This window comes from Bacillus sp. LBA3-1-1.1 (genome assembly GCF_040676495.1).
In the GTDB taxonomy this organism is placed as follows: Bacteria; Bacillota; Bacilli; order Bacillales; family Bacillaceae_G; genus Bacillus_A; species Bacillus_A nitratireducens.
Window position 1 is genome coordinate 359,037 of sequence record NZ_JBEGIB010000001.1, and the last position, 24,493, is coordinate 383,529.

General features: G+C 34.9%; 23 protein-coding genes and 2 pseudogenes. 16 read left to right on the forward strand and 9 right to left on the reverse strand.

Features of this window, described 5'->3' with window-relative positions; genetic code table 11:
* Nucleotides 1–114: 114 nt before the first annotated feature.
* From MRBLBA3_RS02035 to MRBLBA3_RS02045, 3 genes are all read left to right on the forward strand, one after another.
* Nucleotides 115–408: a DUF3928 family protein gene (locus tag MRBLBA3_RS02035; protein ID WP_000288333.1), complete on the forward strand. Its 294-nt coding sequence runs from the start codon at nt 115–117 to the stop codon at nt 406–408.
* Nucleotides 409–515: 107 nt separating this feature from the next.
* Entirely contained in the window at nt 516–965 is a 450-nt protein-coding gene (locus MRBLBA3_RS02040) for an NUDIX hydrolase (RefSeq protein WP_000540508.1), read from the forward strand.
* Between the two features lie 139 nt (nt 966–1,104).
* Nucleotides 1,105–2,280 carry an acetyl-CoA C-acetyltransferase gene (locus MRBLBA3_RS02045; protein WP_044737845.1) on the forward strand — a complete coding sequence of 392 codons (1,176 nt, stop codon included), beginning with the start codon at nt 1,105–1,107 and terminating at the stop codon, nt 2,278–2,280.
* A gap of 30 nt (nt 2,281–2,310) precedes the next feature.
* On the opposite strand, the gene MRBLBA3_RS02050 is transcribed toward MRBLBA3_RS02045, so the two are convergent.
* On the reverse strand, nt 2,311–3,036 hold the full coding sequence (locus tag MRBLBA3_RS02050; protein ID WP_000567976.1) for an AAA family ATPase: 726 nt from the start codon (nt 3,034–3,036) through the stop codon (nt 2,311–2,313).
* Between the two features lie 10 nt (nt 3,037–3,046).
* Nucleotides 3,047–3,315: pseudogene (locus MRBLBA3_RS02055) on the reverse strand (hypothetical protein).
* Nucleotides 3,316–3,463: 148 nt separating this feature from the next.
* On the opposite strand from MRBLBA3_RS02055, the pseudogene MRBLBA3_RS02060 reads away from it, so the two are divergent.
* Together MRBLBA3_RS02060 and MRBLBA3_RS02065 are read left to right on the forward strand one after the other, a co-directional pair.
* A pseudogene (locus tag MRBLBA3_RS02060) lies at nt 3,464–4,191 on the forward strand (DUF4184 family protein).
* Nucleotides 4,192–4,381: 190 nt separating this feature from the next.
* A complete protein-coding gene (locus MRBLBA3_RS02065; protein ID WP_000973888.1) occupies nt 4,382–5,140 on the forward strand; it encodes a hypothetical protein in 759 nt (252 codons plus the stop codon).
* Between the two features lie 36 nt (nt 5,141–5,176).
* Here the strand turns inward: MRBLBA3_RS02065 and MRBLBA3_RS02070 are convergent, their stop codons facing one another.
* Nucleotides 5,177–5,608 carry a DUF3997 domain-containing protein gene (locus MRBLBA3_RS02070; RefSeq protein WP_000832854.1) on the reverse strand — a complete coding sequence of 144 codons (432 nt, stop codon included), beginning with the start codon at nt 5,606–5,608 and terminating at the stop codon, nt 5,177–5,179.
* Between the two features lie 131 nt (nt 5,609–5,739).
* Here MRBLBA3_RS02070 and MRBLBA3_RS02075 point away from each other — a divergent pair, with 131 nt between their 5' ends.
* The 3 genes from MRBLBA3_RS02075 to MRBLBA3_RS02085 all read left to right on the forward strand — a co-directional run bounded on the left by MRBLBA3_RS02075 (nt 5,740) and on the right by MRBLBA3_RS02085 (nt 7,144).
* A complete protein-coding gene (locus MRBLBA3_RS02075; protein WP_044737847.1) occupies nt 5,740–6,195 on the forward strand; it encodes an RDD family protein in 456 nt (151 codons plus the stop codon).
* A gap of 278 nt (nt 6,196–6,473) precedes the next feature.
* Nucleotides 6,474–6,569, forward strand: coding sequence for a hypothetical protein (locus MRBLBA3_RS02080; RefSeq protein ID WP_000145641.1), 96 nt, complete (start codon nt 6,474–6,476; stop codon nt 6,567–6,569).
* Nucleotides 6,570–6,634: 65 nt separating this feature from the next.
* The gene (locus MRBLBA3_RS02085) at nt 6,635–7,144 is read left to right on the forward strand and encodes an SDR family NAD(P)-dependent oxidoreductase (RefSeq protein ID WP_000218315.1); all 510 of its coding nucleotides are present in this window, start codon (nt 6,635–6,637) and stop codon (nt 7,142–7,144) included.
* 66 nt (nt 7,145–7,210) lie between these two features.
* On the opposite strand, the gene MRBLBA3_RS02090 is transcribed toward MRBLBA3_RS02085, so the two are convergent.
* Nucleotides 7,211–8,311 carry an ABC transporter ATP-binding protein gene (locus MRBLBA3_RS02090; protein WP_000818942.1) on the reverse strand — a complete coding sequence of 367 codons (1,101 nt, stop codon included), beginning with the start codon at nt 8,309–8,311 and terminating at the stop codon, nt 7,211–7,213.
* 272 nt (nt 8,312–8,583) lie between these two features.
* On the opposite strand from MRBLBA3_RS02090, the gene MRBLBA3_RS02095 reads away from it, so the two are divergent.
* Nucleotides 8,584–10,260, forward strand: coding sequence for a glycoside hydrolase family 13 protein (locus MRBLBA3_RS02095; protein WP_044737848.1), 1,677 nt, complete (start codon nt 8,584–8,586; stop codon nt 10,258–10,260).
* 39 nt (nt 10,261–10,299) lie between these two features.
* Here MRBLBA3_RS02095 and MRBLBA3_RS02100 read toward each other — a convergent pair whose 3' ends face one another.
* Nucleotides 10,300–12,060 carry an alpha-glycosidase gene (locus MRBLBA3_RS02100; protein WP_363379644.1) on the reverse strand — a complete coding sequence of 587 codons (1,761 nt, stop codon included), beginning with the start codon at nt 12,058–12,060 and terminating at the stop codon, nt 10,300–10,302.
* Nucleotides 12,061–12,385: 325 nt separating this feature from the next.
* Between MRBLBA3_RS02100 and MRBLBA3_RS02105 the strand changes: the two genes are divergently transcribed.
* The 4 genes from MRBLBA3_RS02105 (at nt 12,386) to malR (ending at nt 17,172) form a co-directional block, all read left to right on the forward strand.
* Nucleotides 12,386–13,645, forward strand: coding sequence for an extracellular solute-binding protein (locus MRBLBA3_RS02105; protein ID WP_000709907.1), 1,260 nt, complete (start codon nt 12,386–12,388; stop codon nt 13,643–13,645).
* 76 nt (nt 13,646–13,721) lie between these two features.
* A complete protein-coding gene (gene malC, locus MRBLBA3_RS02110) occupies nt 13,722–15,023 on the forward strand; it encodes a maltosaccharide ABC transporter permease MalC (RefSeq protein WP_001194980.1) in 1,302 nt (433 codons plus the stop codon).
* Nucleotides 15,024–15,866, forward strand: coding sequence for a maltosaccharide ABC transporter permease MalD (gene malD, locus MRBLBA3_RS02115; protein WP_001022608.1), 843 nt, complete (start codon nt 15,024–15,026; stop codon nt 15,864–15,866).
* A gap of 283 nt (nt 15,867–16,149) precedes the next feature.
* Nucleotides 16,150–17,172: a maltose operon transcriptional repressor MalR gene (gene malR / locus MRBLBA3_RS02120; protein WP_000219030.1), complete on the forward strand. Its 1,023-nt coding sequence runs from the start codon at nt 16,150–16,152 to the stop codon at nt 17,170–17,172.
* A gap of 14 nt (nt 17,173–17,186) precedes the next feature.
* Here the strand turns inward: malR and MRBLBA3_RS02125 are convergent, their stop codons facing one another.
* Both MRBLBA3_RS02125 and MRBLBA3_RS02130 read right to left on the reverse strand, forming a co-directional pair.
* Nucleotides 17,187–18,350: an aminotransferase A gene (locus tag MRBLBA3_RS02125; RefSeq protein ID WP_000434572.1), complete on the reverse strand. Its 1,164-nt coding sequence runs from the start codon at nt 18,348–18,350 to the stop codon at nt 17,187–17,189.
* A 117-nt stretch (nt 18,351–18,467) separates the two neighbouring features.
* A complete protein-coding gene (locus MRBLBA3_RS02130; RefSeq protein ID WP_000929279.1) occupies nt 18,468–18,668 on the reverse strand; it encodes a hypothetical protein in 201 nt (66 codons plus the stop codon).
* A gap of 309 nt (nt 18,669–18,977) precedes the next feature.
* Here MRBLBA3_RS02130 and kinB point away from each other — a divergent pair, with 309 nt between their 5' ends.
* Entirely contained in the window at nt 18,978–20,252 is a 1,275-nt protein-coding gene (gene kinB, locus MRBLBA3_RS02135; RefSeq protein WP_044737686.1) for a sporulation sensor histidine kinase KinB, read from the forward strand.
* A 58-nt stretch (nt 20,253–20,310) separates the two neighbouring features.
* Here kinB and MRBLBA3_RS02140 read toward each other — a convergent pair whose 3' ends face one another.
* Nucleotides 20,311–21,060, reverse strand: coding sequence for a DUF3967 domain-containing protein (locus MRBLBA3_RS02140; protein WP_000387500.1), 750 nt, complete (start codon nt 21,058–21,060; stop codon nt 20,311–20,313).
* A gap of 236 nt (nt 21,061–21,296) precedes the next feature.
* Here MRBLBA3_RS02140 and nucA point away from each other — a divergent pair, with 236 nt between their 5' ends.
* Together nucA and comJ are read left to right on the forward strand one after the other, a co-directional pair.
* Entirely contained in the window at nt 21,297–21,731 is a 435-nt protein-coding gene (gene nucA, locus MRBLBA3_RS02145) for a DNA-entry nuclease (RefSeq protein ID WP_044737687.1), read from the forward strand.
* A 35-nt stretch (nt 21,732–21,766) separates the two neighbouring features.
* On the forward strand, nt 21,767–22,156 hold the full coding sequence (gene comJ / locus MRBLBA3_RS02150) for a competence protein ComJ (protein ID WP_000424027.1): 390 nt from the start codon (nt 21,767–21,769) through the stop codon (nt 22,154–22,156).
* A 37-nt stretch (nt 22,157–22,193) separates the two neighbouring features.
* Here the strand turns inward: comJ and metE are convergent, their stop codons facing one another.
* Entirely contained in the window at nt 22,194–24,482 is a 2,289-nt protein-coding gene (gene metE, locus MRBLBA3_RS02155; RefSeq protein ID WP_044737688.1) for a 5-methyltetrahydropteroyltriglutamate--homocysteine S-methyltransferase, read from the reverse strand.
* Between the last annotated feature and the right edge of the window lie 11 nt (nt 24,483–24,493).

Consider the following 24,493-nt stretch of genomic DNA (forward strand, 5'->3'; position numbering starts at 1 on the left):
GATAAACGCCTTGTTTATTACATGAAAATATAGACTACAAGTCGAAAAAATTTCATAGTTCTATAACGTAGTGTGGTCATCTTTTTGATATAGTAAAGGAAAGGGGGAGAATATATGTATACATTAAAAATCGTTTCAGACAGAGAAGCACTTTATCAATTTGCGAGTTACGTAAGAGTTGTGCAAGGGGTTGAAGATGTATATGTAGAGGTGGGAGAACCTTTATATGAACATCCATTAATGAAATTTTATGTACATATTACAATTGAAGAAACATATGATCAACATAAAGCGTTACAAGAAATAGCTAGATTAGTAGAATTAGGGCGTTTTACATACGTCCATTATAGCAATGAGGAAATTGAAGAAGCTTTTGAAGCTGTAAAATACGAAAGCTTTAAGAAATAACGGTAAAAAAAGGAAGCGAAAGCTTCCTTTTTTGTTGAAAATTACATCAACAAAAGGAAGAGAATTTTGTTATGATAAGGAAGGGTGAGGAAAGGAGAGTTTACATATTGGGGTATATTGAAGAGTTACGCGAAGTAGTTGGTACGAGACCACTTATTTTAGTAGGGTCAGCAATTATTATATTAAATGATAATCAAGAAGTATTGCTTCAATATCGTTCAGATACATATGATTGGGGTGTGCCTGGCGGGGCAATGGAATTGGGAGAAACGACAGAAGAAACTGCTCGTAGAGAATTATTCGAGGAGACGGGGCTAAGTGCAAAAATAATGCAATTTCTTGGTGTTCTTTCAGGAAAAGAAGTTTATTTCCGTTATCCAAATGGAGATGAAGTTTTTAATGTAATTCATCTGTATCAGGCACATCATGTAAGCGGAGAATTAAAGCTCGATCATGAAGGGTTACAACTTCAATATTTTCCGGTAGATAAGTTACCGAAATTGAATGAAACGACAGAGAAGATATTGCAAAAATTCTTATATGCATTAACAGAATAGAAGGTTAATTCCTTCTATTTTTATTATATTAAATATTTTGATTTTTTAGTATGTTTATAGTATGATAGTTGTAGATATACATCTTATGGAATTTCACCTAAAAACTGACTAGGATACATAAGAGAGGGGCAAGTACAAAATGCATAATGTTGTTATTACAGCTGCAGTTCGTTCACCAATTGGAACTTTTGGGGGAGCGCTAAAAAATGTAACGCCAGTAGAATTAGCTGTTCCTGTACTTCAGGAAGCTGTAAAACGAGGCGGGGTAGAACCACATGAAGTTGATGAAGTAATTTTAGGTCATTGTATTCAAAGAACTGATGAAGCAAATACGGCGAGAACGGCTGCATTAGCGGCAGGATTTCCTGACACAGTTACGGGGTATACAATCCAACGCCAATGTTCTTCAGGTATGCAAGCAATTATGTCAGCTGCAATGCAAATTCAATTAGGTGTGAGTGATATTGTTATTGCAGGTGGAGTAGAAGCGATGAGTTCGAGCCCTTATGCATTGAAACAGCACCGCTGGGGACAACGTCTACAGCACGGAGAAATTCGTGATACGGTGTGGGAAGTGCTAGAAGATCCGATTCATCATATTATGATGGGTGAAACAGCGGAAAATTTAGTTGAACAATATGAAATTACAAGAGAGGAACAAGATGAAGTTGCACTTCGTAGTCATTCATTGGCGCTAAATGCAATCGAGTCTGGATATTTTGACGATCAAATTGTTCCTATTACAATAAAAGAACGCAGAAAAGAAATTGTATTTTCGAAGGATGAACATCCACGTGCAGATATTACAGCGGAAAAATTAGCTGGATTAAAACCAGCTTTCCGTAAAGATGGATCAGTAACTGCAGGGAATGCATCTGGTCTTAATGACGGAAGTGCAGTTCTAGTATTAATGAGTGAAGAAAAAGCGAAAGAAAAAGGCTTACAACCGTTAGCTCGAATTGTTGGATATTCAGTAGCTGGAGTAGATCCTAAAATTATGGGAATTGGACCAGCACCAGCAATTCGTAAAGGATTAGAAAAAGTAGATTGGTCATTAGAAGATGCTGATTTACTTGAAATTAATGAAGCTTTCGCTGCACAATACCTAGCTGTAGAGAAAGAGTTAGGATTAGACCGTGAGAAAGTGAATGTAAACGGTAGTGGTGTAGGACTTGGACATCCAATCGGTTGTACAGGAGCTCGTATCACTGTAAGTTTAATTCATGAATTGAAGAGACGCGGATTAGAAAAAGGAATTGCTTCTCTATGCGTCGGCGGCGGTATTGGGGTAGCATTATTTATAGAAGCACTATAAAAAAGAAGCAGCAATCGCTGCTTCTTTTTTTTAAGAATCAAATAAATGATGAAATAATCGATCACGATTTTCAAAGAAAAGCTTCGTCGTTTGGTAATGCTCGGTTTCTTCTAATGTAGATTCGTGAATCCCTTCTTGTGTTAAAGAGTATATAGTGGATTCAGGGTAAGCCATTAAAATAGGAGAGTGTGTCGCAATAACAAATTGTGAACCTTGTTCCGCTAGTTCGTGCATTCGAATGAGCATGGAAAGTTGTCTCATTGGTGATAGAGCGGCCTCAGGCTCATCTAAAATGTATAAACCTTGTCCTGAAAAACGGTTCATAAATAATGAAAAGAATGATTCACCATGGGATTGCTCGTGAAGTGAAACACCGCCATAAGATTTTATAGCATCTATTTCATCGATATAAGAAGCAACGTTATAAAATGATTCAGCGCGAAGAAAGAAACCGTCGTTTGGTGTATTGAAACTTTTGGAAATTCGAAGGTATTCATGTAAAGATGAATGTGAATCGTTTGTGCTAAAGCGGAAATTTTTCGTTCCACCTTCTGCATTAAATCCTAAAGCAATTGCAATTGCTTCGAGTAATGTTGATTTACCCGTTCCGTTTTCTCCAATAATGAATGTTACATTTGGGTGGAAGGCAAGTGATTGTAAAGTTCGGATAGCGGGTAAACAGTAAGGATATGCGGAAAAGCTAGGGATATTTTCTTTTTTTAATGTGACATTTTTTAAAAAGGGTACGTCAATCAATATATAAACCTCAATTCATAACGGATTTTAATTCTAACAAAGCAGCAAATACAAGGGTAAGACAACTTGCTAATAGTATTGTATATTGAAGTGTGCCAAAGCCAAGGCCTTCCCAGTCGAAAGTCAGTCTCTTCCATTTAAAAATGAAAAGAACGCTCATAAAGCCAACGAGAGCAGGCATATATTTTATAATTTTGTCGTGCTTCCATAGAAAGAAGCTAATGTATGTACTTAACAAAAGATAAACAGAACAAGAAAAAAGACAAGTGTTAATGACAGGCGAATACTTCCTTATTTTCTGAATATTTCATGTGGATTATAACACGTAAACTATCATATTCCAATGTGAAAATAAATATTGCATCAAGATCAATTCTCTCGTTATGATAGATGGTATTCTATTGAAAATATGAAAAGGAGTCAAAACATGCCGTTTACATTTGCGCATCCAGCAGCAGTTCTTCCTTTTGTGAAGAAACAGTCCAAATATATTTCAGTAACGGCTCTTATATTAGGGAGTATGGCGCCTGATTTTGAATATTTTTTACACTTTAGACCGTATGGTGTCATTGGGCATACGTGGCTTGGATTCTTATATTTAAATTTACCACTTGTATTTCTGTTAGCATACATTTATCATTACATTTTAAAAAAGCCATTTATAACAAATTTACCTAAACCGTTTGCTGGTTACTATACATATGCGGTAGATGAGAGGTGGCGGCTTCATACATGGAAGAATTTCTTTGTATTTTGCTATTCTGCTTTATTTGGTATGCTCACGCATGTCGTTTGGGATGCCTTACTCATAATACAGGCTATTTCGTTATGGAAATACCATTTTTACAAAAAGAATTATATAATATCCCGGTGTATAAATATATGCAACACGGGAGTACATGTGTTGGTTTATTATTACTATTATATGTACTATGGAAGTATAAAGATGAAACAGGGAAAGATATTATTATAGCTTCAGAAAAAAGGAAGTATTGGGTTTCGGCAATAATTGTGACAGCTCTTATATTTATCGTTCATGCGTTCATAGATCCCTATTTTCATATTTTCCAAATAGGGGGTATAATAGTATCTGGACTGACAAGTTCGTTTTGTGGACTTCTCATTGTTTCTATAGTTTACAAAGCAAGGGACTAATTTACCCCGCTATTTCCGGGCAAGTAAGACTCCCACCTCAAAATTCGGTTGGAGCGAAGAAGTTAGGTGGGAGATCAACTGCCCGTAAAAGCCCGATTGGTGAAGGCCGATAATCAGTGGGGATGGACAAAACCCCCACTGATTAAAGTTTCACTTTATATTAATGAATGATAGTGTTAGGAGAAATTAAATGATGAAAGCATGGAAAAGTATTTTTGTTTTATGTAGTTTTCTTCTTATGTTAAGTGGTTGCTTCCATCAAGAAGAAAAGAAGGCAGAACCTAAAAAGAAAGAATCTATTCCAGAAACAAAAGAGTATGGTGGGCGTGAGCTTAAAAAAGTAGGGCAAAAAGTGAAAGAAAAAGGATGGGGGACATTTGAATTAGAACAGATTCATTCTGTGAATCAAACATTTGAAGTAGCCCCAATGAAAATTCATGTACAAGACGTTAAAGTTATCTCATTATCACAAATGAGCAAAGATGCAAAAAATACATTGAAAGTGTATACGGCATTAACTCCTGAAGAAGTAAAGCGTAGATTGGGAGATAAAGTGAGTCAAGAAGATGCTGAATTATATGCATCGTTAAGTGGAACAGAGATTAGCGAAACGATTCGGTATGTCGAAATTACATATAAGGTAGAAAATAGTGGAAATAAGAACATGCAATTCTTCTCTATGAATGATGTGATTATTAATGATAAACAACATTTTAATGTAGGGACTCAAAACTTTTTATATGAAGAAGACACACTGGTGGGGACAAAGAGTGTATCAAGGGAAGATTATAAGCCTGGTGAGACACGAGCCGGAATTATCGGTTTAATACTTGATGATGGAAAAGAGAAGGTAAAGGATATTAAGTTTACAACAGATGATTTAGCGGCAGGAGATACTCATGAAGCTGTTCAAGAGCCACAAACTTTCAATATCTCACTTTCCAAGTAAGGTGTGTATTTAAACGAAAACAGTCAGCATAAAAATTTATGCTGACTGTTTTTTTAGCTCTTTCACATATGAATCTACACTTTGAAAAGGTACTGTAATTTTAAATGCATCTTTTTGTTCGTTAAATTGTTTTTCATTATAAGGACCGAATCGTTTATTATGCTTTACATCGATAATCCAATAATGTTCATTTTTTTTATTTGTAATTGCTGCATCGGGATTATTTGGATCTGATTTTTCCACAATTTGTTTTGTGATAATGTATTTATCGTCCCAAGCAATTTCTGTGATTTTTGCAGGGATGTATTGTGTAGCATATACAGCATCTTGCGAGGGGAAAAGTTCAAATGCATCTCCAGAAGTATGTATGAGTTCATATTCGTCGTTAATGGTATAGGTTAAATGGTTTGTATTGCCTGTACAACCTGTTAATAAGAGTGCGGCAAATAGGATTATCCATCTTTTCAATATGGGAACCTCCTTTATAGTGCTGTTGTAACACATTGTACAAGAAAAGTAAGAGAAACGCTAGTTTACAATGTTTTTTAGAAGTGGTACGATGAAACGGGTAAAGAAGGATATGAAGGAGTCGACATAGAATGAAGTTAAAGATGCATCGTCCAGCGCTTGTAATGAATCGCATAGGTGCTTCCCTTATTGACATGTTTTTAATCTCGGTTATGTACGGTGCGATAGTAGCTGTTATCACTGGAAACTATAGTGCTATTTTCAATCGTTTTAATATAAGTTTTGGTGACTATAGATATGACCTTACGGTAGCTTTCATGCTAATGGCTATATATTTTATTTTGTTACCATTTATTTGGAACGGTGCTACAGTAGGTAAAAAGGTAACAAGAACAAAAGTAATTTCATTAACAAGTGAAAAACTAACGTTACAAACATTAATAATACGATTTTTTGTATTGTTATTACCAAACATATTGTTACTTGGAATTCCATTAATATGTAACGTATATATGATGTTATTCCGCAAAGATAATTGTGGTTTCCATGATTTAATTGCAAAGACGAAAGTGATGAGTCTGGTATAAGAAACATTTAGATTATACGTTATAATAGTGAAATAAGACTTTTTATTGTTTGCATATAAAAAGTCTTATTTTTTTTAGAAATTTGATAAATGTAATTGATATAATGGAATTTATATGGGATGGATATCTCCTATATAGTACTCGCCATGTTACTGAAGGATGTTTAAAGAAGCGATAGCTAATTCAAACATCCTATTTTTCCTTTGAATAGATTGAAAATTAAGTTAATGGTATAATGAATATAAATAATATTGTTATATTACAAAGGGGGATTTGGAATGACCGGAGGTAGCTTAATATTTTGGGGGATTCTTATTTTTATCGGTTTAACCTTTGATCAATATAATAGTAAGAAAAAAGAAACAAAAAAGTAATCGTTTACAATTTGTAAGGTTAACTTTTCCTGCTTGCGGACTAATCTAATAAAGGAGTATACTGAATGACGGTAAGACATATAGAAGGGGTAATGAAAATGAAGCTTGCAGGAAAGGTTGCCATTGTAACTGGTGGTGGCATCGGTATTGGACGTAGTACAGCTCTTTTGTTGGCTAAGCAAGGCGCGAAAGTAATTGTGACGGACATTGATCAAGAAAGTGGACAAGCAACAGTGGAAGAAATTACGAATCTAGGCGGAGAGGCACTTTTTGTATCCTATGATATGGGAAAACAAGGAGATTGGCAACGCGTTATCAGTATTACTTTGAATGCATTCAGTCGCATTGATATGCTTTTTCAAAATGCTGGTTTATATAAAATAGATTCTATTTTTTCTCGCCAACAAGAGAACGATTCCAATGTACTTTGTATTAATGACGTTTGGATAGAGATAAAACAATTAACGTCATCTTTTATGAAACAGCAAGAAGAAGTGGTGCTTAGTGACTTACCGATTTTCGGTATTATTAGCACGAAAGGACAATCATTTCATACAGTAGACGCCCTAGTATAATAATGAAAACCGCCCTCAATGTATGTGGACGGTTTTTTTGTATGTTCTATAATAGAACTTTATTTTTTAACGAATACGTTGTTCTGTTTGACTGTCAAAGAAATGCGCTTTATTTAAATCAAATGCAAGTTTAATTTGATCTCCAGGTGAAAAAGTATGTCTTGCATCAACACGTGCCGCAAAATCTTGATTTCCAAGTTTCATATATAAAATAGATTCAGCCCCTAACAACTCTGCAACTTCAATTTTTGTTGTGAAAGTAGTAGATTGTGAAGCTTCTAAAAATAATAGTTCATCATGAATATCTTCTGGACGAATACCTAAAACAATTTCTTTATTTACATAGCCTTGTTCGCGTAATAACTTCATTTTCCCTTCAGATACTTTAAACTTTAGTGAATTGTCTATAACGAAATCGGTTTCAGTTAATTTTCCGCGGAAGAAATTCATTGCGGGTGAACCGATAAAACCACCAACGAAAATATTTTCAGGTGTTTCATATACTTCTTTTGGAGTTCCGATTTGTTGGATTTTTCCATCTTTCATAACAACAAGACGTGAAGCCATTGTCATTGCTTCAGTTTGATCATGTGTTACATAAATTGTCGTTGTGCCAAGGCGGTGGTGTAATTTAGAAATTTCGGATCTCATTGCAACACGTAGTTTTGCATCTAAGTTTGACAATGGTTCATCCATTAAGAAAACTTTTGCGTCTCGAACAATTGCTCTTCCTAATGCAACACGTTGTCGTTGTCCACCTGATAATGCTTTTGGTTTTCTAGTTAAGTATTGTTCAAGCCCTAAAATTTTCGCTGCGTCGTTCACGCGACGATCGATTTCATCTTTCGGTATTTTTCGAAGTTTTAATCCGAATGCCATATTATCATACACACTCATATGCGGATAAAGAGCATAGTTTTGGAAGACCATTGCGATATCTCGATCTTTTGGAGGAACATCGTTCATTAGCTTACCATCAATTGAAAATTCTCCTTTTGAAATATCTTCAAGGCCAGCTACCATTCGTAATGTGGTAGATTTTCCACATCCAGAAGGACCGACGAATACGATAAATTCTTTATCTTGAATGTGTAAGTTAAAATCTGTTACGGCTGTTACGTTATTATCATATATTTTATAAATATTTTCTAATTTAAGTTCTGCCATGATATTTCCCCCTAGAAATTTATGCAAACGTTTTCTTTGAGTTCATTATAAACGAATAGATTCAAAAAAGAAATAAAAACACTAGAAAAAAATAAAACGTTTTCATTTCCACAAGAAAATATAGTAAGTTTCGCTCGTTTTCTTAGAAAAAGAAGAATAAATATTGTAAGCGCTATTTTAAATTAAGATAGAATCTGTTATCATTCATTAATGAAAACGTTTGCGCCTTAAAAAAGAAAAAAATTATAGTATAGATGAAATGGGGTAGCATAATGGAAAAACAATGGTGGAAAGAAAGTGTAGTATATCAAATTTATCCTCGTAGTTTTATGGATAGTAACGGTGATGGCATAGGGGATCTTCGTGGCATTCTTTCAAAGCTAGATTACTTAAAAGAATTGGGTATTGATGTAATTTGGTTATCACCAGTCTATGAATCTCCAAATGATGATAATGGTTATGATATAAGTGATTATTGTAAAATTATGAATGAGTTCGGAACAATGGAAGACTGGGATGAACTATTACATGAAATGCATAAACGTAATATGAAACTTATGATGGACTTAGTTGTTAATCATACTTCAGATGAACATAATTGGTTTATTGAATCACGTAAATCGAAAGATAATAAATATAGAGACTATTATATATGGCGTCCTGGAAATGAAGGGAAAGAGCCGAATAACTGGGGAGCAGCGTTTAGTGGCTCTGCATGGCAATATGATGAAATGACAGACGAATATTATCTACATCTGTTTTCTAAAAAACAACCAGATTTAAACTGGGATAATGCAAAGGTAAGACAAGATGTTTATGGCATGATGAAGTTTTGGTTAGAAAAAGGAATTGATGGATTCCGTATGGATGTTATTAATTTTATTTCTAAAGAAGAAGGCTTACCAGCTGTTGAAACGGATGAAGAAGGATATGTTTCAGGGCATAAACATTTTATGAACGGTCCGAACATTCACAAATATTTGCATGAAATGAATGAAGAAGTATTGTCTCATTATGACATTATGACGGTTGGGGAAATGCCAGGTGTAACGACTGAAGAGGCTAAATTATATACAGGTGAAGCTAGAAAAGAACTACAAATGGTATTCCAATTTGAACATATGGATTTAGATTCAGGAGAAGGCGGGAAATGGGATGTAAAACCATGTTCACTCCTTACTTTAAAAGAGAATTTAACAAAGTGGCAAAAAGCATTAGAGCATACAGGATGGAATAGCCTTTATTGGAATAACCATGATCAGCCTCGCGTTGTATCTCGTTTTGGTGATGATGGAATATACCGTACTGAATCTGCGAAAATGTTAGCGACGGTGCTTCATATGATGAAAGGAACACCGTATATTTATCAAGGAGAAGAAATCGGAATGACGAACGTTCGATTCCAATCAATTGATGAATATCGAGATATTGAAACGTTAAATATGTATAAAGAAAAAGTGGTAGACCGTGGCGAAGAGAAAGAAAAAGTAATGGAATCTATTTATATAAAAGGCCGAGATAACGCTAGAACGCCAATGCAGTGGGACGATAAGAATCACGCTGGATTTACAACAGGTGAGCCATGGATTGCGGTAAACCCTAATTACAAAGAGATTAATGTGGAGCATGCAATCCAAGATGAAAACTCAATTTTTTATTACTATAAAAAATTAATTGAGTTACGTAAAAATAATGAGATTATTGTGTATGGATCATACGATTTAATACTAGAAAATAATCCTTCTATTTTTGCTTATGTAAGAACATATGGAGAAGGAAAGCTTCTGGTGATTGCAAACTTTACTGCGGATGAATGTGTATTCGAATTACCTGAGGACATTATTTATAACGAATCAGAGTTATTAATACACAATTATGACGTAGAAAATGTATCGATAGAAAATATTATATTACGACCATATGAAGCAATGGTATTTAAATTGAAATAAGAAAAATCCTTATGCCACCCTGGCATAAGGATTTTTCTATTACCATTTTAAAATAGAGAATGCGTACGGTGGAAGTGTAACTTGTAATACACTTGCTTCCGCTGAAAATTCTTCGTTTGTATAAATATTAAGTATTTTCTTCCCAGTAATATGAAGAGGGAGTGAAGCAGTAACTTCACTATCAGTCGGATTTAAAACGAAAAAGATAGTTTCATCTTCAAATGTTTTCGTATAAGAAATATAATTATGTTCATCATTTGCTTCGATGAATTGGAAAGTACCATGTCCTCCAAATGCTTTATATTGCTTTCGTAATGAAATTAATGTTTGTACATGTGTAAATAATAGATGATCTTGTTCTTTCGTATCCCAAATCATACATTTGCGACAAGCTGGATCCATACCGCCGTCCATACCAATTTCATCTCCATAATAAATACAAGGAGAGCCGATGAAAGAAAGATGAAATACATAGAGTAACTTTAACTTATTTGTATCCCCATTACATGTTGCTAAAATTCTAGGTGTGTCATGACTGTCTAATAAATGAAATGCCGCTTCATTTACATTCATAGAGTAGGAATGTAAAGAATCCGTAATTTGTTTCATGAATTCATTCGCATGAATGGAATCGTTAGCAAAGTAAGAAAGTAGGGCGTTTGTCACAGGATAGCTCATTACAGCATCAAATTGATCCCCTTGTAGCCACGGGAGTGCATCATGCCAGATTTCTCCTAGAATATATACTTCAGGATTTAATGCTTTTATTTCACTACGGAATTCTCTCCAAAAACTATGATCGACTTCATTTGCGACATCAAGGCGCCAACCGTCTATATGGAACTCTCTTACCCAATAACGACCTACTTCAAGTAAATATTCTTTTACATCTGGATGAGCAGTATTTAATTTAGGCATATATGGTGTAAATGCGAAAGTATCATAATTAGGAAGCGGCTCAGTTATAATTGGAAATTCATGAATATGGAACCAATCTTTATAGGCGGAATTCTCACCATGGTTCAGCACGTCTTGAAATTTATCGAAGAAGTATCCGCTATGATTAAAAACAGCGTCGAGCATTACTTTTATACCACGTTTATGACATGCTTCAACGAGTTCTTTAAAAGTTTCTTTCGTCCCAAATTGTGGATCGATTTCCATGTAATCAATTGTGTCGTATTTATGATTCGAGTGAGCTTTAAAAATAGGAGTGAAATAAATCCCAGAGATTCCAAGCTTCACAAGGTAATCAAGATTTTGAAGAATGCCAGCGAAATCACCCCCGAAAAAATTAGTAGCAGTTGGCTCTGCACTTCCCCAAGGAAGGGTGTTTGCCGGATTTAATGCGCTATCCCCGTTAGCGAATCGTTCCGGGAAGATTTGATACCATACTGTGTCTTTAATCCAAGATGGTGCCCTGAAAACGTCTTTTGCATGAATGAATGGAAAGCAGAAAAAGTTACCGACATCGTCATTTGGAATGTTAGAAAAAAATCCTCTTTCTGTATAAATAAGAGTGTCTACGTCGTTTTTTAATTCGAATCCATATCGTAAGCGTTTAAATTTTGGTTCGATTGAAACCGACCAATAATCAAATAACTCAGTAGATCCGGTTTTTTTCATCGGTGTACTCGCTGTAATCCATTTCCCATCTTGCCATTCGTATGGATCACCGTAGATGAGGGCGGCGCTGTGAACATCATCTCTTTTTGTGTGTATTCGGATGTGAATTGTTTTTTCGTTGTAAGCGTATGCATAATTATCTTTTGGCCTATGATAGATCGCTTCTTTAAGCATATAGAAAATCCCCCTTTAATATCTCTATACATATTGTTACCTAAAACGAAATAATAAAGATTATGTTGCAAACGATTTCCTTTCACATAACTTTAATATTGCTTATAAGAGTAGTATTCATTTTATGTAAAGTCAATGGATAAAGAGTATGAGGAGATTATTTTGAAAATTAATATTTGCAAAATGAATAAAAGAATGTATAATGATAGACAAATAGCGCAAACGTTTTCATAGATTGAGATATTGTTTGCGCTTCTATTAAACTATTCAATGCAAACGTTTTCAATTTCTAAGGTACATAGAGAATTTAGGGAGGTTTTTTGGGATGAAGAAAGCATTATCACTATTAACAATTTCAGCATTGTCAATCGGTATGTTATCTGCATGTGGACCGAAAGATTCAGGGAAAAAGGAAGCAAGTAAAGAGAAGAAAGATTATGATCTTCTCGTTTGGGAAGATGATAAAAAAGGTGTTGGTTTAGAACCAGCTGTGAAAAGCTTTGAAGAAAAATATAAAGTAAAAGTTAAAGTTGTTGAAATGCAAATGACGGATCAAGTGAAGAAGTTACGTCTTGATGGACCTGCGGGGACGGGGCCGGATGTTGTAACATTGCCACACGATCAAATTGGAAATGCAGTAACAGAAGGCTTACTTTCTGAAGTAAAAGCAGATGATGCTGTGAAGAGTAAATTTACTGACTTATCAATAGAAGCACAGACATATAACGGAAAATTATATGGTTTACCAAAAGCAATTGAAACACCAGTTTTTATTTACAATAAAAAATTAATGCAAAAAGCACCAGAAACGATGGATGAGCTGTTTAACTTCTCAAAAGACTTTACGAAGGATGGCAAGTACGGATTTTTAACATTAGGAGATAACTTCTACTTTGCTAACGCGTTTATGGCAGGTATGGGCGGATATGTATTTGGTGAGAAAGACGGAAAGCCAAATGCAGGCGATGTTGGATTAAATAATAGTGGAGCAGTACAAGGTGCTGAATATCTTCAAAAATGGTACAAAGAAAAGTTATTCCCAAAAGGTATTATTGGTGAATCTGGTGGCCCTGCTGCGGACGGATTATTCAATGAAGGAAAAGCAGCGTCTATTATGAACGGACCGTGGGCGTTCCAAGCGATGGAAAAGAACGGAATTGATTATGGTGTTGCTCCAATGCCGAAATTACCAAATGGTCAACCGATGAAAACATTTGTTGGGGTAAAAGGATGGCATGTAACAAGCTTCTCTAAACAAAATGATTTAGCTACAAAATTCACTGAGTGGGTAACTAATGAAGAAAATGCAAAAATTCGATTTGAGAAAACAAAAGAAATTCCTCCAGTAAAATCAGTAATGGAAGATCCAATTATTAAAGATAATGAAGCTGCAAAAGCAGTTGCAACTCAATCAGAAAATGGAGTTCCAATGCCGAATATTCCGGAAATGCAAGAAGTGTGGAAACCAGCTGGAGACGCTCTTCAGTTAGTTGTTACAGATAAAGAAGCACCAAAAGCAGCACTTGATAATGCAGTGAAGCAAATTAAAGGGAATATAGAGGCAAACCACAGCAATAAAAAATAAGGTGAAATTCGTGCCTCGAATATAAGAGGCACGAATTCTCTCCCTTCCAAGTAGGAAGAAAAAAGGGGGAAGGAACATGCAAACATCTATGGAGCCAGCGAAAGATTTAAACGGTTCAAAACATAGGAAAATGGCAACCATGTTATCAATCATTCCAGGCGTGGGCCAAATGTATAATAAACAATTTGTAAAAGGTCTTATTTTTCTAGTATTAACAGGTTCATTTATTGTAGCCTTTGCTGATTTATTAAATATGGGATTATGGGGAATTGTAACGCTTGGTACAGAAGTTCCACGTGACCATTCTGTCTTTCTATTAGTAGAAGGAATCTTGGCACTCATCGTCATCGTGTTTGGACTCGGAATATATGGATTTAATTTATATGATGCATATCAAAACGGGAAAAAACGTGATATAGGAACACCGTTAAACTCTGTAAAAGAACAATACCGTAATTTACTAGATCAAGGTTTTCCATATTTAATGGTTTCACCAGGTTTTCTATTACTTATCTTTGTAGTTGTATTTCCAATCATCTTCGTAATTTTAATTGGATTTACGAACTATGATTTATATCATTCTCCTCCAGCTAAATTAGTAGATTGGGTAGGGTTTAAAAACTTTATTGATATCTTTACATTACCGATGTGGAGAGAGACGTTTTTAAGTGTATTTTCTTGGACTGTCATTTGGACATTCGTTGCAACGACATTACAGGTTGCGCTTGGTATTTTCTTAGCGATTATCGTAAATCAGCCTGGTATTAAAGGGAAGGCAATTATTCGAACAATCTTCATTTTACCGTGGGCGGTCCCAGCATTCGTATCTATTCTTGTTTTCTCTGGTATGTTTAATGAAACATTTGGAGCGATTAACAATCAAGTACTAGCTTTATTCGGAATTGAAAAGATTGCTTGGATGACAGATCCATTTTGGGCGAAGATTGCTTTAATTATGATTCAAACGTGGCTTGGATTCCCGTTCGTCTTTGCAATGACGACAGGTATATTGCAATCGATTCCAGGAGAATTATATGAAGCTGCTACAGTAGATGGAGCTACAGCTTGGCAACAGTTTCGTAAAATTACATTGCCACTTGTCTTATATGCAACAGCACCAATATTAATTACGCAATATACGTTTAACTTTAATAACTTTAGTATTATCTATCTATTTAACGGCGGAGGTCCTGCTGTAGCTGGACAAGACGCAGGTGGAACAGATATTTTAATTTCATGGATCTATAAGTTAACGATGACTTCGGCGCAGTACGGGAAAGCAGCAGCTCTTACAATGATCTTATCGTTAATCGTTATTACAGTTGCGTTATGGCAATTTAAGAGAACAAAATCATTCCAAGAAGAGGATATGATGTAAATGAATATTAAAAGACAAAAGATGTTACGTCTCTCATTAAGTTATCTCGTTATTTTCGTAATGTGTGCCATCATTTTCTATCCATTATTATGGATTATTGGCTCATCGTTTAATCCGGGTGATAGTTTATCTGGATCAAGTATTATTCCACAAAATGCAACGTTAGATCATTATCGTAAGTTATTAGATTTAGAGAATAGTAATTATTTACTATGGTATAAAAACACATTAAAAGTAAGTGTTTTAACGATGATTTTCTCAGTGTTAGCAATTAGTTTTACTGCGTATGCATTTTCGAGATACCGTTTTGTTGGAAGAAAAAATGGTTTATTAACATTTTTAATTCTGCAAATGATTCCAAACTTTGCAGCGTTAATCGCTCTATACGTATTAGCGCAGTTAACAGGATTAATTGATACGCACCTTGCATTAATTTTAATTTATGTAGGCGGGGCAATCCCAATGAATACATGGCTTATGAAAGGGTATTTTGATACGATTCCGAAAGAATTGGATGAGTCAGCTCGTATGGATGGAGCAGGACATTTCCGTATTTTTTGGCAAATCATTATGCCACTTGCAAAGCCGATTGTAGCAGTTGTAGCGTTATTCACTTTCATCGGTCCATTTACAGATTTCATTTTAGCGAGTATTATTTTGCGAACACCAGAAAATTATACGTTAGCAGTTGGGTTATATGAAATGGTAGCGAAGAAATTTGGTAATGAATTTACAACGTTTGCAGCCGGTTCAGTTTTAATTGCAATCCCAATTTCAATTTTATTCCTATCACTACAAAAATACTTTATTTCTGGTTTAACAGCTGGAGGTACGAAAGGATGAAAAATGGGACATTACGTCCCATTTTTCTTTTCATCTCCCTATAAAAAATTTTATAGGGAGATGAAAAGAGATTTGACATCGCATATGAAAAGAAGTGAAATAAATAGTATATTATAGTATAGGAAAAAAGAGCTATATCCCTTACAATACATGGAGAGGGATAATATGATAAGTTTTGCAAGATAGAATAAATAAATGAAAGTTTATGACTTCTCCTATGACTTGCAACGGGTGCAAGATAAAATATATGAAAATGGCAGAGAAGTGAAAGGAGGGGATTTTTATGACAGTTACAATTAAAGATGTGGCGAAGAAAGCAAACGTAGCACCATCAACTGTTTCTCGTGTAATTGCTGATAATCCAAGTATAAGTGAAAAGACAAAGCGCCGTGTTCGAAAAGTAATGAGTGAATTAGGGTATCATCCAAATTTAAATGCAAGAAACCTTGCGAACCAAACGACGAAGACACTTGGTCTTGTTATGCCGAGTTCTGCAAGTAAAGCTTTTCAAAATCCGTTTTTCCCAGAAGTTATAAGAGGAATTAGTTCATTTGCACATGTGGAAGGGTATGCGCTTTATATGTCAACTGGTGAAACGGAAGATGAAATTTTTAATGGCGTTGTAAAAATGGTACAAGGGCGTCAAATCGGTGGTATTATTCTTTTATATTCAAGAGAGAACGATCGGATTATTGAATACTTGCATGACCAAAACTTCCCGTTTGTTTTAATTGGAAAACCATATGATCGAAAAGATGAAATTACATATGTAGATAATGACAATTATACAGCTGCAAGAGAAGTGGCGGAATATTTAATTTCACTAGGCCATAAACAGATCGCGTTCATTGGTGGTGGATCAGATTTACTTGTAACGAGAGATCGTTTAGCCGGTATGAGTGATGCTTTAAAACTAGCAGACATTGTATTACCGAAAGAGTATATTTTACACTTTGATTTTTCAAGGGAAAGTGGTCAACAAGCCGTTGAGGAGTTAATGGGACTGAAGCAACCACCGACGGCAATTATGGCAACGGATGATTTAATTGGACTGGGTGTACTAAGCGCACTTTCTAAAAAAGGATTCGTTGTACCGAAGGATGTTTCTATTGTAAGCTTTAATAATGCTTTATTATCAGAAATTGCGAGTCCGCCGCTTTCGACAGTTGATGTGAATATATATCAGCTAGGATATGAAGCAGCAAAAGCTTTAGTTGATAAAGTAGAGAATGCTGAGTCAACTGCAAAGTGTATCATTATTCCACATAAATTACTGAAGCGTCAAACTTGTGATCATTATGCATAAAAAAAGCTAAGAGTTTAACTCTTAGCTTTTTGCTTTAGAAAGGCTTCTAAACGGTCACAGCCTTCTTTTAAAGTTTCGATGCTATAAGCATAGGAAAGGCGAAGGTAGCCTTCACCGTATTCCGAAAATGCTGTTCCAGGAACAACGGCTAGCCCGGCTTCTTTTACAAGATCAAGTGCAAAATCAAATGATGAAGATGTTAAATGTCCAACATATGGGAATAAATAAAATGCGCCTGTTGGTTTCTCGACCGTTAAACCCATTTGAATGAGTCTATTATATACGTAATCACGGCGTTTTTTGTATTGATAGCGCATCATCTTCGGGGCATCTTTAGCAGCTGTTAAAGCTTCGATTGCAGCATATTGAGCGATTGAAGTAGCACATGTAACATTGTATTGATGAACTTTTAATATGTGTTTTGCTAAATATTCTGGAGCAAATAAAAGTCCGATACGCCAGCCGGTCATAGAATGTGATTTTGATAAGCCGTTAATGACAATTGTCTTATCACGCATTTCTGGGAAATGAGCGATAGATGTGTGTTTTTCTTCATATACAAGTTCACTATAAATTTCATCAGAAAGAACGAAAATATTTTTATCTTTTAAGACAGATACAATATCTTCTAATTCTTCTTTTGATAAGGTAACACCAGTTGGATTAGAAGGATACGGTAAAACGACGCATCTTGTTCGTTCTGTAATTGCATGTTGCAATGCTTCAGCTGTTAAACGAAATCCAGTTTCACGAACATCTATAAAAATAGGAGTTGCACCACATAGTCGAATAATCGGCTCGTAACCAGGATAAATAGGAGCTGGTAAAATTACTTCCGTTCCTGGTTCTAAAATAGTTCGGAATGCAACATCAATTGCTTCACTGGCACCGATTGTAACGATGGTTTCGTTTTCAGGTGAATAATGTAAATCGTAGTTGTCTTTTACAAAGTTACAAGCTGCCTTACGTAATTCTAGTAAACCGGCGTTATGTGTATAGCTTGTATAATTTTCTGTAATAGCCCGTTTTGCCGCTTCTTTTACGAGAGAAGGTGTAGGGAAATCGGGTTGTCCAATTGTTAAAGAGATAAGATTATCATAGTTTTGAATCATGTTAGAGAATTGACGAATTCCAGAAATTTGGATGTCCTTCACTCTAGGATTAATGAATTGTTCCATTGTATCTCCCTTTCTTCCGTTTGAAAATTAAGTCCATTTTATCATATTTTCTATGATTACGCTTTGCATATGTTATTTAGAAAGAGAGAAAAGAAAAAAGCCGCTGAAAGCGACTTTTTAATAACCGTATTCCCAATCTATTTCATCTTCGTTCCAAAGTACGGAAGATACTTTGCCGAGATGGACAACAGATTCATTTACAGCACATGTACAGTTATCTTCCCCTGCTTTATGTTGCAGTTCTTCGTATACTGATTTTTCAACGTTTTCTAGCACAACCAAATTTTCTTCTTTTAAAACAAGCGTAGTACCCGCCATTTTTATCTTCCTCCTACTAAAGTAATGATCACTTATTTGTAAACATAGATAGTATGGATTATATGCTGTATTTTGCGATAGTTGTCCGTCGAGTGAAGTGTTTTTTTATTTCTTTGTAATCCGTATTCATTGTATACTGCATGAAGGAAATTTGGTACAGGGTTTACAATCATTTCGGAAATCTGTAACATTTATTATTAGTTGTTAACAAATAATTAACAAATATGTTAAGAAAAATCAAAATTTTAAAACAAATCAACTTATAAAATGATATAATCATATCAAAATACATATAGGGGATGAGAGGCTATGGAGCTGATTCGTGATTTAATGATCCAAATTGCCATCATTATTTTACCACTATTTTTATATGAAGCGATTCGTTTAAATCGTTATCAAGAAATGCTTCCGAAGCCTAATCGCTACTTTATTATGTTTTTATCTAGCGTTACACTCGTTCTCTCCATGACATACTCTATTTGTTTTGGTACCGTTTGTGGATACAATTTTCATCCAATCCCAATTGTTAGTGGTTTTTTATATGGGGGGATTGTTGGGCTCATCCCTGCCATTATTTTTGTTGCATATGAATGGATTGTTAAGGGATTCAGTTGGTTGCCTGTCGTAGAAGTTGTATTTCTTTCAATAATTCCATTGTTTTTGTCAAAGAAATGGTCTCTTTTTTCAAGAGATAAGAAGCTAATATTAGCTTTTATGATTGCATCATTTTATGTTCTTGTTTCATTAGTATTTGGGATGTTGAATGTCCTTTTAGAAACAGGTTTTACACCGTACATATCTAATCTATATAGTGGGTATATATTTGCATCACTTATTATGGTTATGACAATGGTGTTTCAAGTGTATTTGACTGAGTATTTAAACGAAAATGCATTATTGCGTACAGAAATGCAAAAATCAGAAAAACTTAATATTGTAAGTGAGTTAGCTGCAAGTGTTGCACATGAAGTTCGAAATCCGCTCACTGTGGTACGTGGGTTTATTCAATTGCTAGAGAGTACGGAAGACGTAAAAAACAAAGATTATATGCGTCTCGTATTAGCTGAACTGGATCGTGCTGAACAGATTATTTCAGATTATTTAAATTTAGCAAGGCCACAAATTGAAAAAAAAGAACATATTTGTTTATCAGCACAATTAATTGAAATGACAACGCTTATGTCATCATTTGCAGCAATGCAGGGCGTTTATTTGCAAGTTGAGATTTCTGAGAGCCTTTATACTATCGGTGATAAAACGAAATTGAAGCAAGCTATTATGAATGTTGTTAAAAATGGTATTGAAGCAATTCAAGGAAACAAAGGGTATTTAAAAGTAACGGCTATTCAAAAAGATGAAACGATTGTAATAAGAGTTAAAGATAGTGGCGTTGGAATGACAAAAGAACAGTTAACAAGGCTTGGACAACCGTATTATTCTTTAAAAGAAAAAGGAACAGGATTAGGTCTTATGGTAACATTTAGTATTTTACAAGCGCATAATGGTACATTGGAATATAAAAGTGAAAGTGGAAAAGGAACTGAAGCTATTATTATATTGCCAGCTGTACGATATAAGGAATAAAAGTTACCGGTAGAAGGTAACTTTTTATTTTATTGTGCATTAGAAAATATACAGAAGTTTATTCATTTGTTTTTTCTTGTTTTGTTCGAATGAATAAACTTCTAAATGATTGAAAGAAGCTTTGCTCTTTTGAGGCGGCGACCAATCTTTTTGTTTCTTGAATTTCGCGAATAACTTGCATGAGTTGTGCATCACGGCTGCTGTCTTTATTGTAAATTTGATGGACAAGTTTATTCATTTTTTCTTCTTGTTTAGATTCTCGCTTATACATATGATTCATTAATAAGTCCATCTTTTCTTTCTGGAGTGCATCTGTTTGAGCGGCGTGATCAACTAGATCTTGTAACATTTTTTCTTGAGATCCTTCCTTTACATAAACTTGTTGCATAAGTTCATCTAATTTCTCGTCTTTTAAACGATTTTGTGTAATGAGAGTAGAGTTTTGATGAATAATTGCTTCATTTAATTGAGCAAGCATTTCAAGTTTTAACATGAACTCCTCAAAGTTACGCCCATCTTCTTTTTCTTTTGGTTGTATTTCTTGCTTATCTTGAATAACAGGTACAGGTGGGGCCTCTTTCTCTTTTAAAATAATAGGTATTGTTTCTGAAATATCTTCTTGTAATGTAGCAGCTCTTTCATGTATAGATTTCAATAGTTTTAAATCATCCAATTTATAAATACGAGCATCAGCTGTTTTTGAAATGATATAACCGTGTTCCTCTAAGAGTTGGCTATATTTTCGGACTATATGTTTTGGGATACCTGTTTTATTTGTAACATCTTTCGTTTTATAAATAGCTTCCATGATAGTTCCTCCCCAAAAAGTATCGTATATATCATTTCAATCTTTTATGAGGACTTCCTTTGAAAAAGAATGTCGGAAGGTTATTAGTTTTCTACAGCATTAGTGAAAAGATGGGGAAAAATGAATGTTTTTGGCGGAATGGAGAGGAAGAGCTAAAATAATGTCTGAAAACATACATAGAAGAAGTTTGTTATAATAGCTGAGGAAAAGAAATTGGTAGGAACACGGAGGTACACATGAAGCAATTAAAAGGTATTATCATTTCAATTATTGCAATTCTTTCTCTTTTGGTAGCGGTATATGAAGTACTTATGCCAGAGGAGACAAGTACGAAAAAAACAACTACGTATGATCAAATTTTAGAGTTCCCCAAAGAACGATATCCAGAGACAGGGAAACATATAGCGGATGCTATAAAAGAAGGGCATTCAGAAATGTGTACAATTGATCGTAATGGTGCAGCGGATAGAAGGAAATTATCGTTAGCGCCATATCCGACGAAGAAAGGTTATGATCGCGATGAATGGCCGATGGCGATGTGTAAGGAAGGCGGAAAAGGAGCTCATATTGAATATATAAGTCCAGCAGATAACCGCGGTGCAGGTTCTTGGGTAGGGAATAAGCTAGACAAATATCCAGATGGTACGCGTGTGAAATTTGAAGTGAAATAGTAGTTGCACATTTCATAATGAAGGAGAAGGGAACTATGGAGTTAACAATTTCTTATTCACAATTAATGTTGATGAACTATGACGGTGAACAGCCTTACGTAGATTGGACAGATGAAGATTTTGAAAGAGGTTATGCTAAGGCGGATGGAACTGTTATTTTTGAAGCACTCTCTGATTATACTTGTGAAGTAAAAGTGACTTGTGGAAAACATATTGAGAAAGAAGAAGTGCTTAGAACGGTTGCGGTTCCTTTTACAGTTGAAAATGAATGTATCGTTGTAACGAGTATTCTTTCAAATAGATTTCAGATCCCTATTCCAAATGGTGAGTATACCGTTGTATTACAGGCAATTCCTCTTGAAGAGCCAACGGATGATGAATTATATAAAATACAATATGAATTCTTTTTTGAAAGTAAAGAATAAAAAATGGGTTATCCTTTTGGAGGATAACCCATTTTTGTTATGCGTTTGTTTTTAAAAGGGAACGAGCATCTTTTGCTGCTTGCACCATGTGTTCTAAAGCCGGAATGACTTCTTCCGTTCTTCTAGTTTTTAAACCACAGTCCGGATTAATCCAGAAATATTTAGGATCACATACTTGTAAAGATTGTTCTACGATTGCGAACATCTCATCTTTACTTGGGACACGTGGACTATGAATGTCATATACACCTAGACCAATTCCTTTTTCATATGTTGTATGTTTTAATGTATCAATAAATTCTCCATGACTTCTTGATGTTTCGATAGAAATAACATCTGCATCTAACGCACGAATGGCATCTACAATATCTTCGAAGTTACTGTAACACATATGGGTGTGAATTTGTGTTTCGTTTGCTACAGAAGATGTTGCTAAAAGGAATGATTGAACTGCCCATGTAATGTATGCATCCCAATCTTTCTCTTTTAACGGCATACCTTCACGAAGTGCGGGCTCATCGACTTGGATTACTCTTATTCCAGAAGATTCAAGTAATTCAATTTCATGACGAAGTGCTAGTGCAATTTGATATGAAACTTCTTTTCGTGAAATATCATTTCGAACGAATGACCAATTTAAAATAGTGACAGGTCCAGTTAACATTCCTTTTACAACTTTCTCTGTTAAGCTTTGTGCATAAACAGTTTCCTTAATAGTCATTCCGTTAATAAAGGCTACATCACCATAAATAACAGGTGGTTTTACGCAGCGGGAACCGTATGATTGTACCCAACCGTTTTTAGTGAATGAGAAACCAGCAAGGCGCTCACCAAAATATTCGACCATGTCAGTTCTTTCGAATTCACCATGCACTAGTACATCAAGACCAATATCTTCTTGGTAACGAATCCACTTCGAAGTTTCCTTTTCAATGAACTGATTATATTGTTCATTTGTAATATTACCGTTACGCCACTGTTTACGAGTTTGACGAACTTCGGATGTTTGCGGGAAGCTACCGATAGTTGTTGTTGGTAACAACGGTAATTGTAAAGCTACTTGCTGTAGTTCATATCGTTTTTCAAATGGAAGAGGACGTGAGAAATCATCTTCTTTAAGTGATGTACTTGCAAGTTTTACATCTTCACGATTACGTGCAGCTGATGAGCGGATGGCATTATGTGCGTTACGATATGTTGTCAGCTCGCTACTGATACTTTCTACACCTTTAGTAAGAGCAGAATGGATAAGGACTAGTTCTTCTAATTTTTGATTAGCAAATGCAAGTGCATCAAATAATTCAGTTGATAAGTGTTCTTCTTCTGTTTTATCAATTGGAGTATGCAATAAGCTACAAGAAGGCTGAACAATTAAACCTTTTGCTGCAATTTGATTTTGTAATGTTGTAAATAAAGAAAGTACATCATCAAGATCAGCTCTCCAAATGTTACGGCCATCTATACAACCGATAGCTAAAATTTTATCAGCTGGGAATCCATATTTTGAAATAGCATTTATATTACCTTCTTTGCCATGAACAAAGTCTAATCCAATACCGGAAACAGGGAATGTAATAATTTCTTCATAGTTCTCTTCTACACTATCAAAATATGTTTGTAGAAGTAGGTTAGCATTCGGAACTTCTTTATGAATAGCTTCGTAAAGTTCTTTCGCTTGATTAATTTCATCTTTTGTTAAAGATGCGAAGATTGGTTCGTCAACTTGAATAACTTGTGCTCCAGCTACGTGTAATTCAGAGAATAATTGAACATAAGGTGCAACTAGCTCTTTTAAAATAGTGGCAAATTGATCTTCGTTATAACCTTTTGCTAGTTTTAGGAATGTATAAGGTCCTAAAATAACTGGTTTTCCATCAACGCCTAACTCTTTTTTCGCTTCTTCATATAAACGAAGAGGACGATTGTCTTTTAATGAGATTTGTAATCCTTCTTCATATTCAGGAACAATATAATGGTAGTTTGTGTTAAACCATTTTGTCATTTCAGAAGCAACGTGATCTTTAGAACCACGTGCCATCGCAAAATATACATCAAGGTAAGATGTAAACTCTGAAAAACGTGACGGGATGAACCCTAACATGTAGGCTGTATCCAGAACGTGGTCATAATATGTAAAATCGCCAACTGGAATTAATTCAATTCCTTTTTCTTGCTGTACTTTGACGTGTTGAAGGCGAATTTCTTTCATTGTCGTTAAAAATTGTTCTTCATCAATTTTATTGGACCAAAAAGCTTCCAATGTTTTTTTCCACTCTCGTTGTAGTCCGATACGTGGATAACCTAAGTTACTTGTTTGAATTGCCATTTTAAATTCCT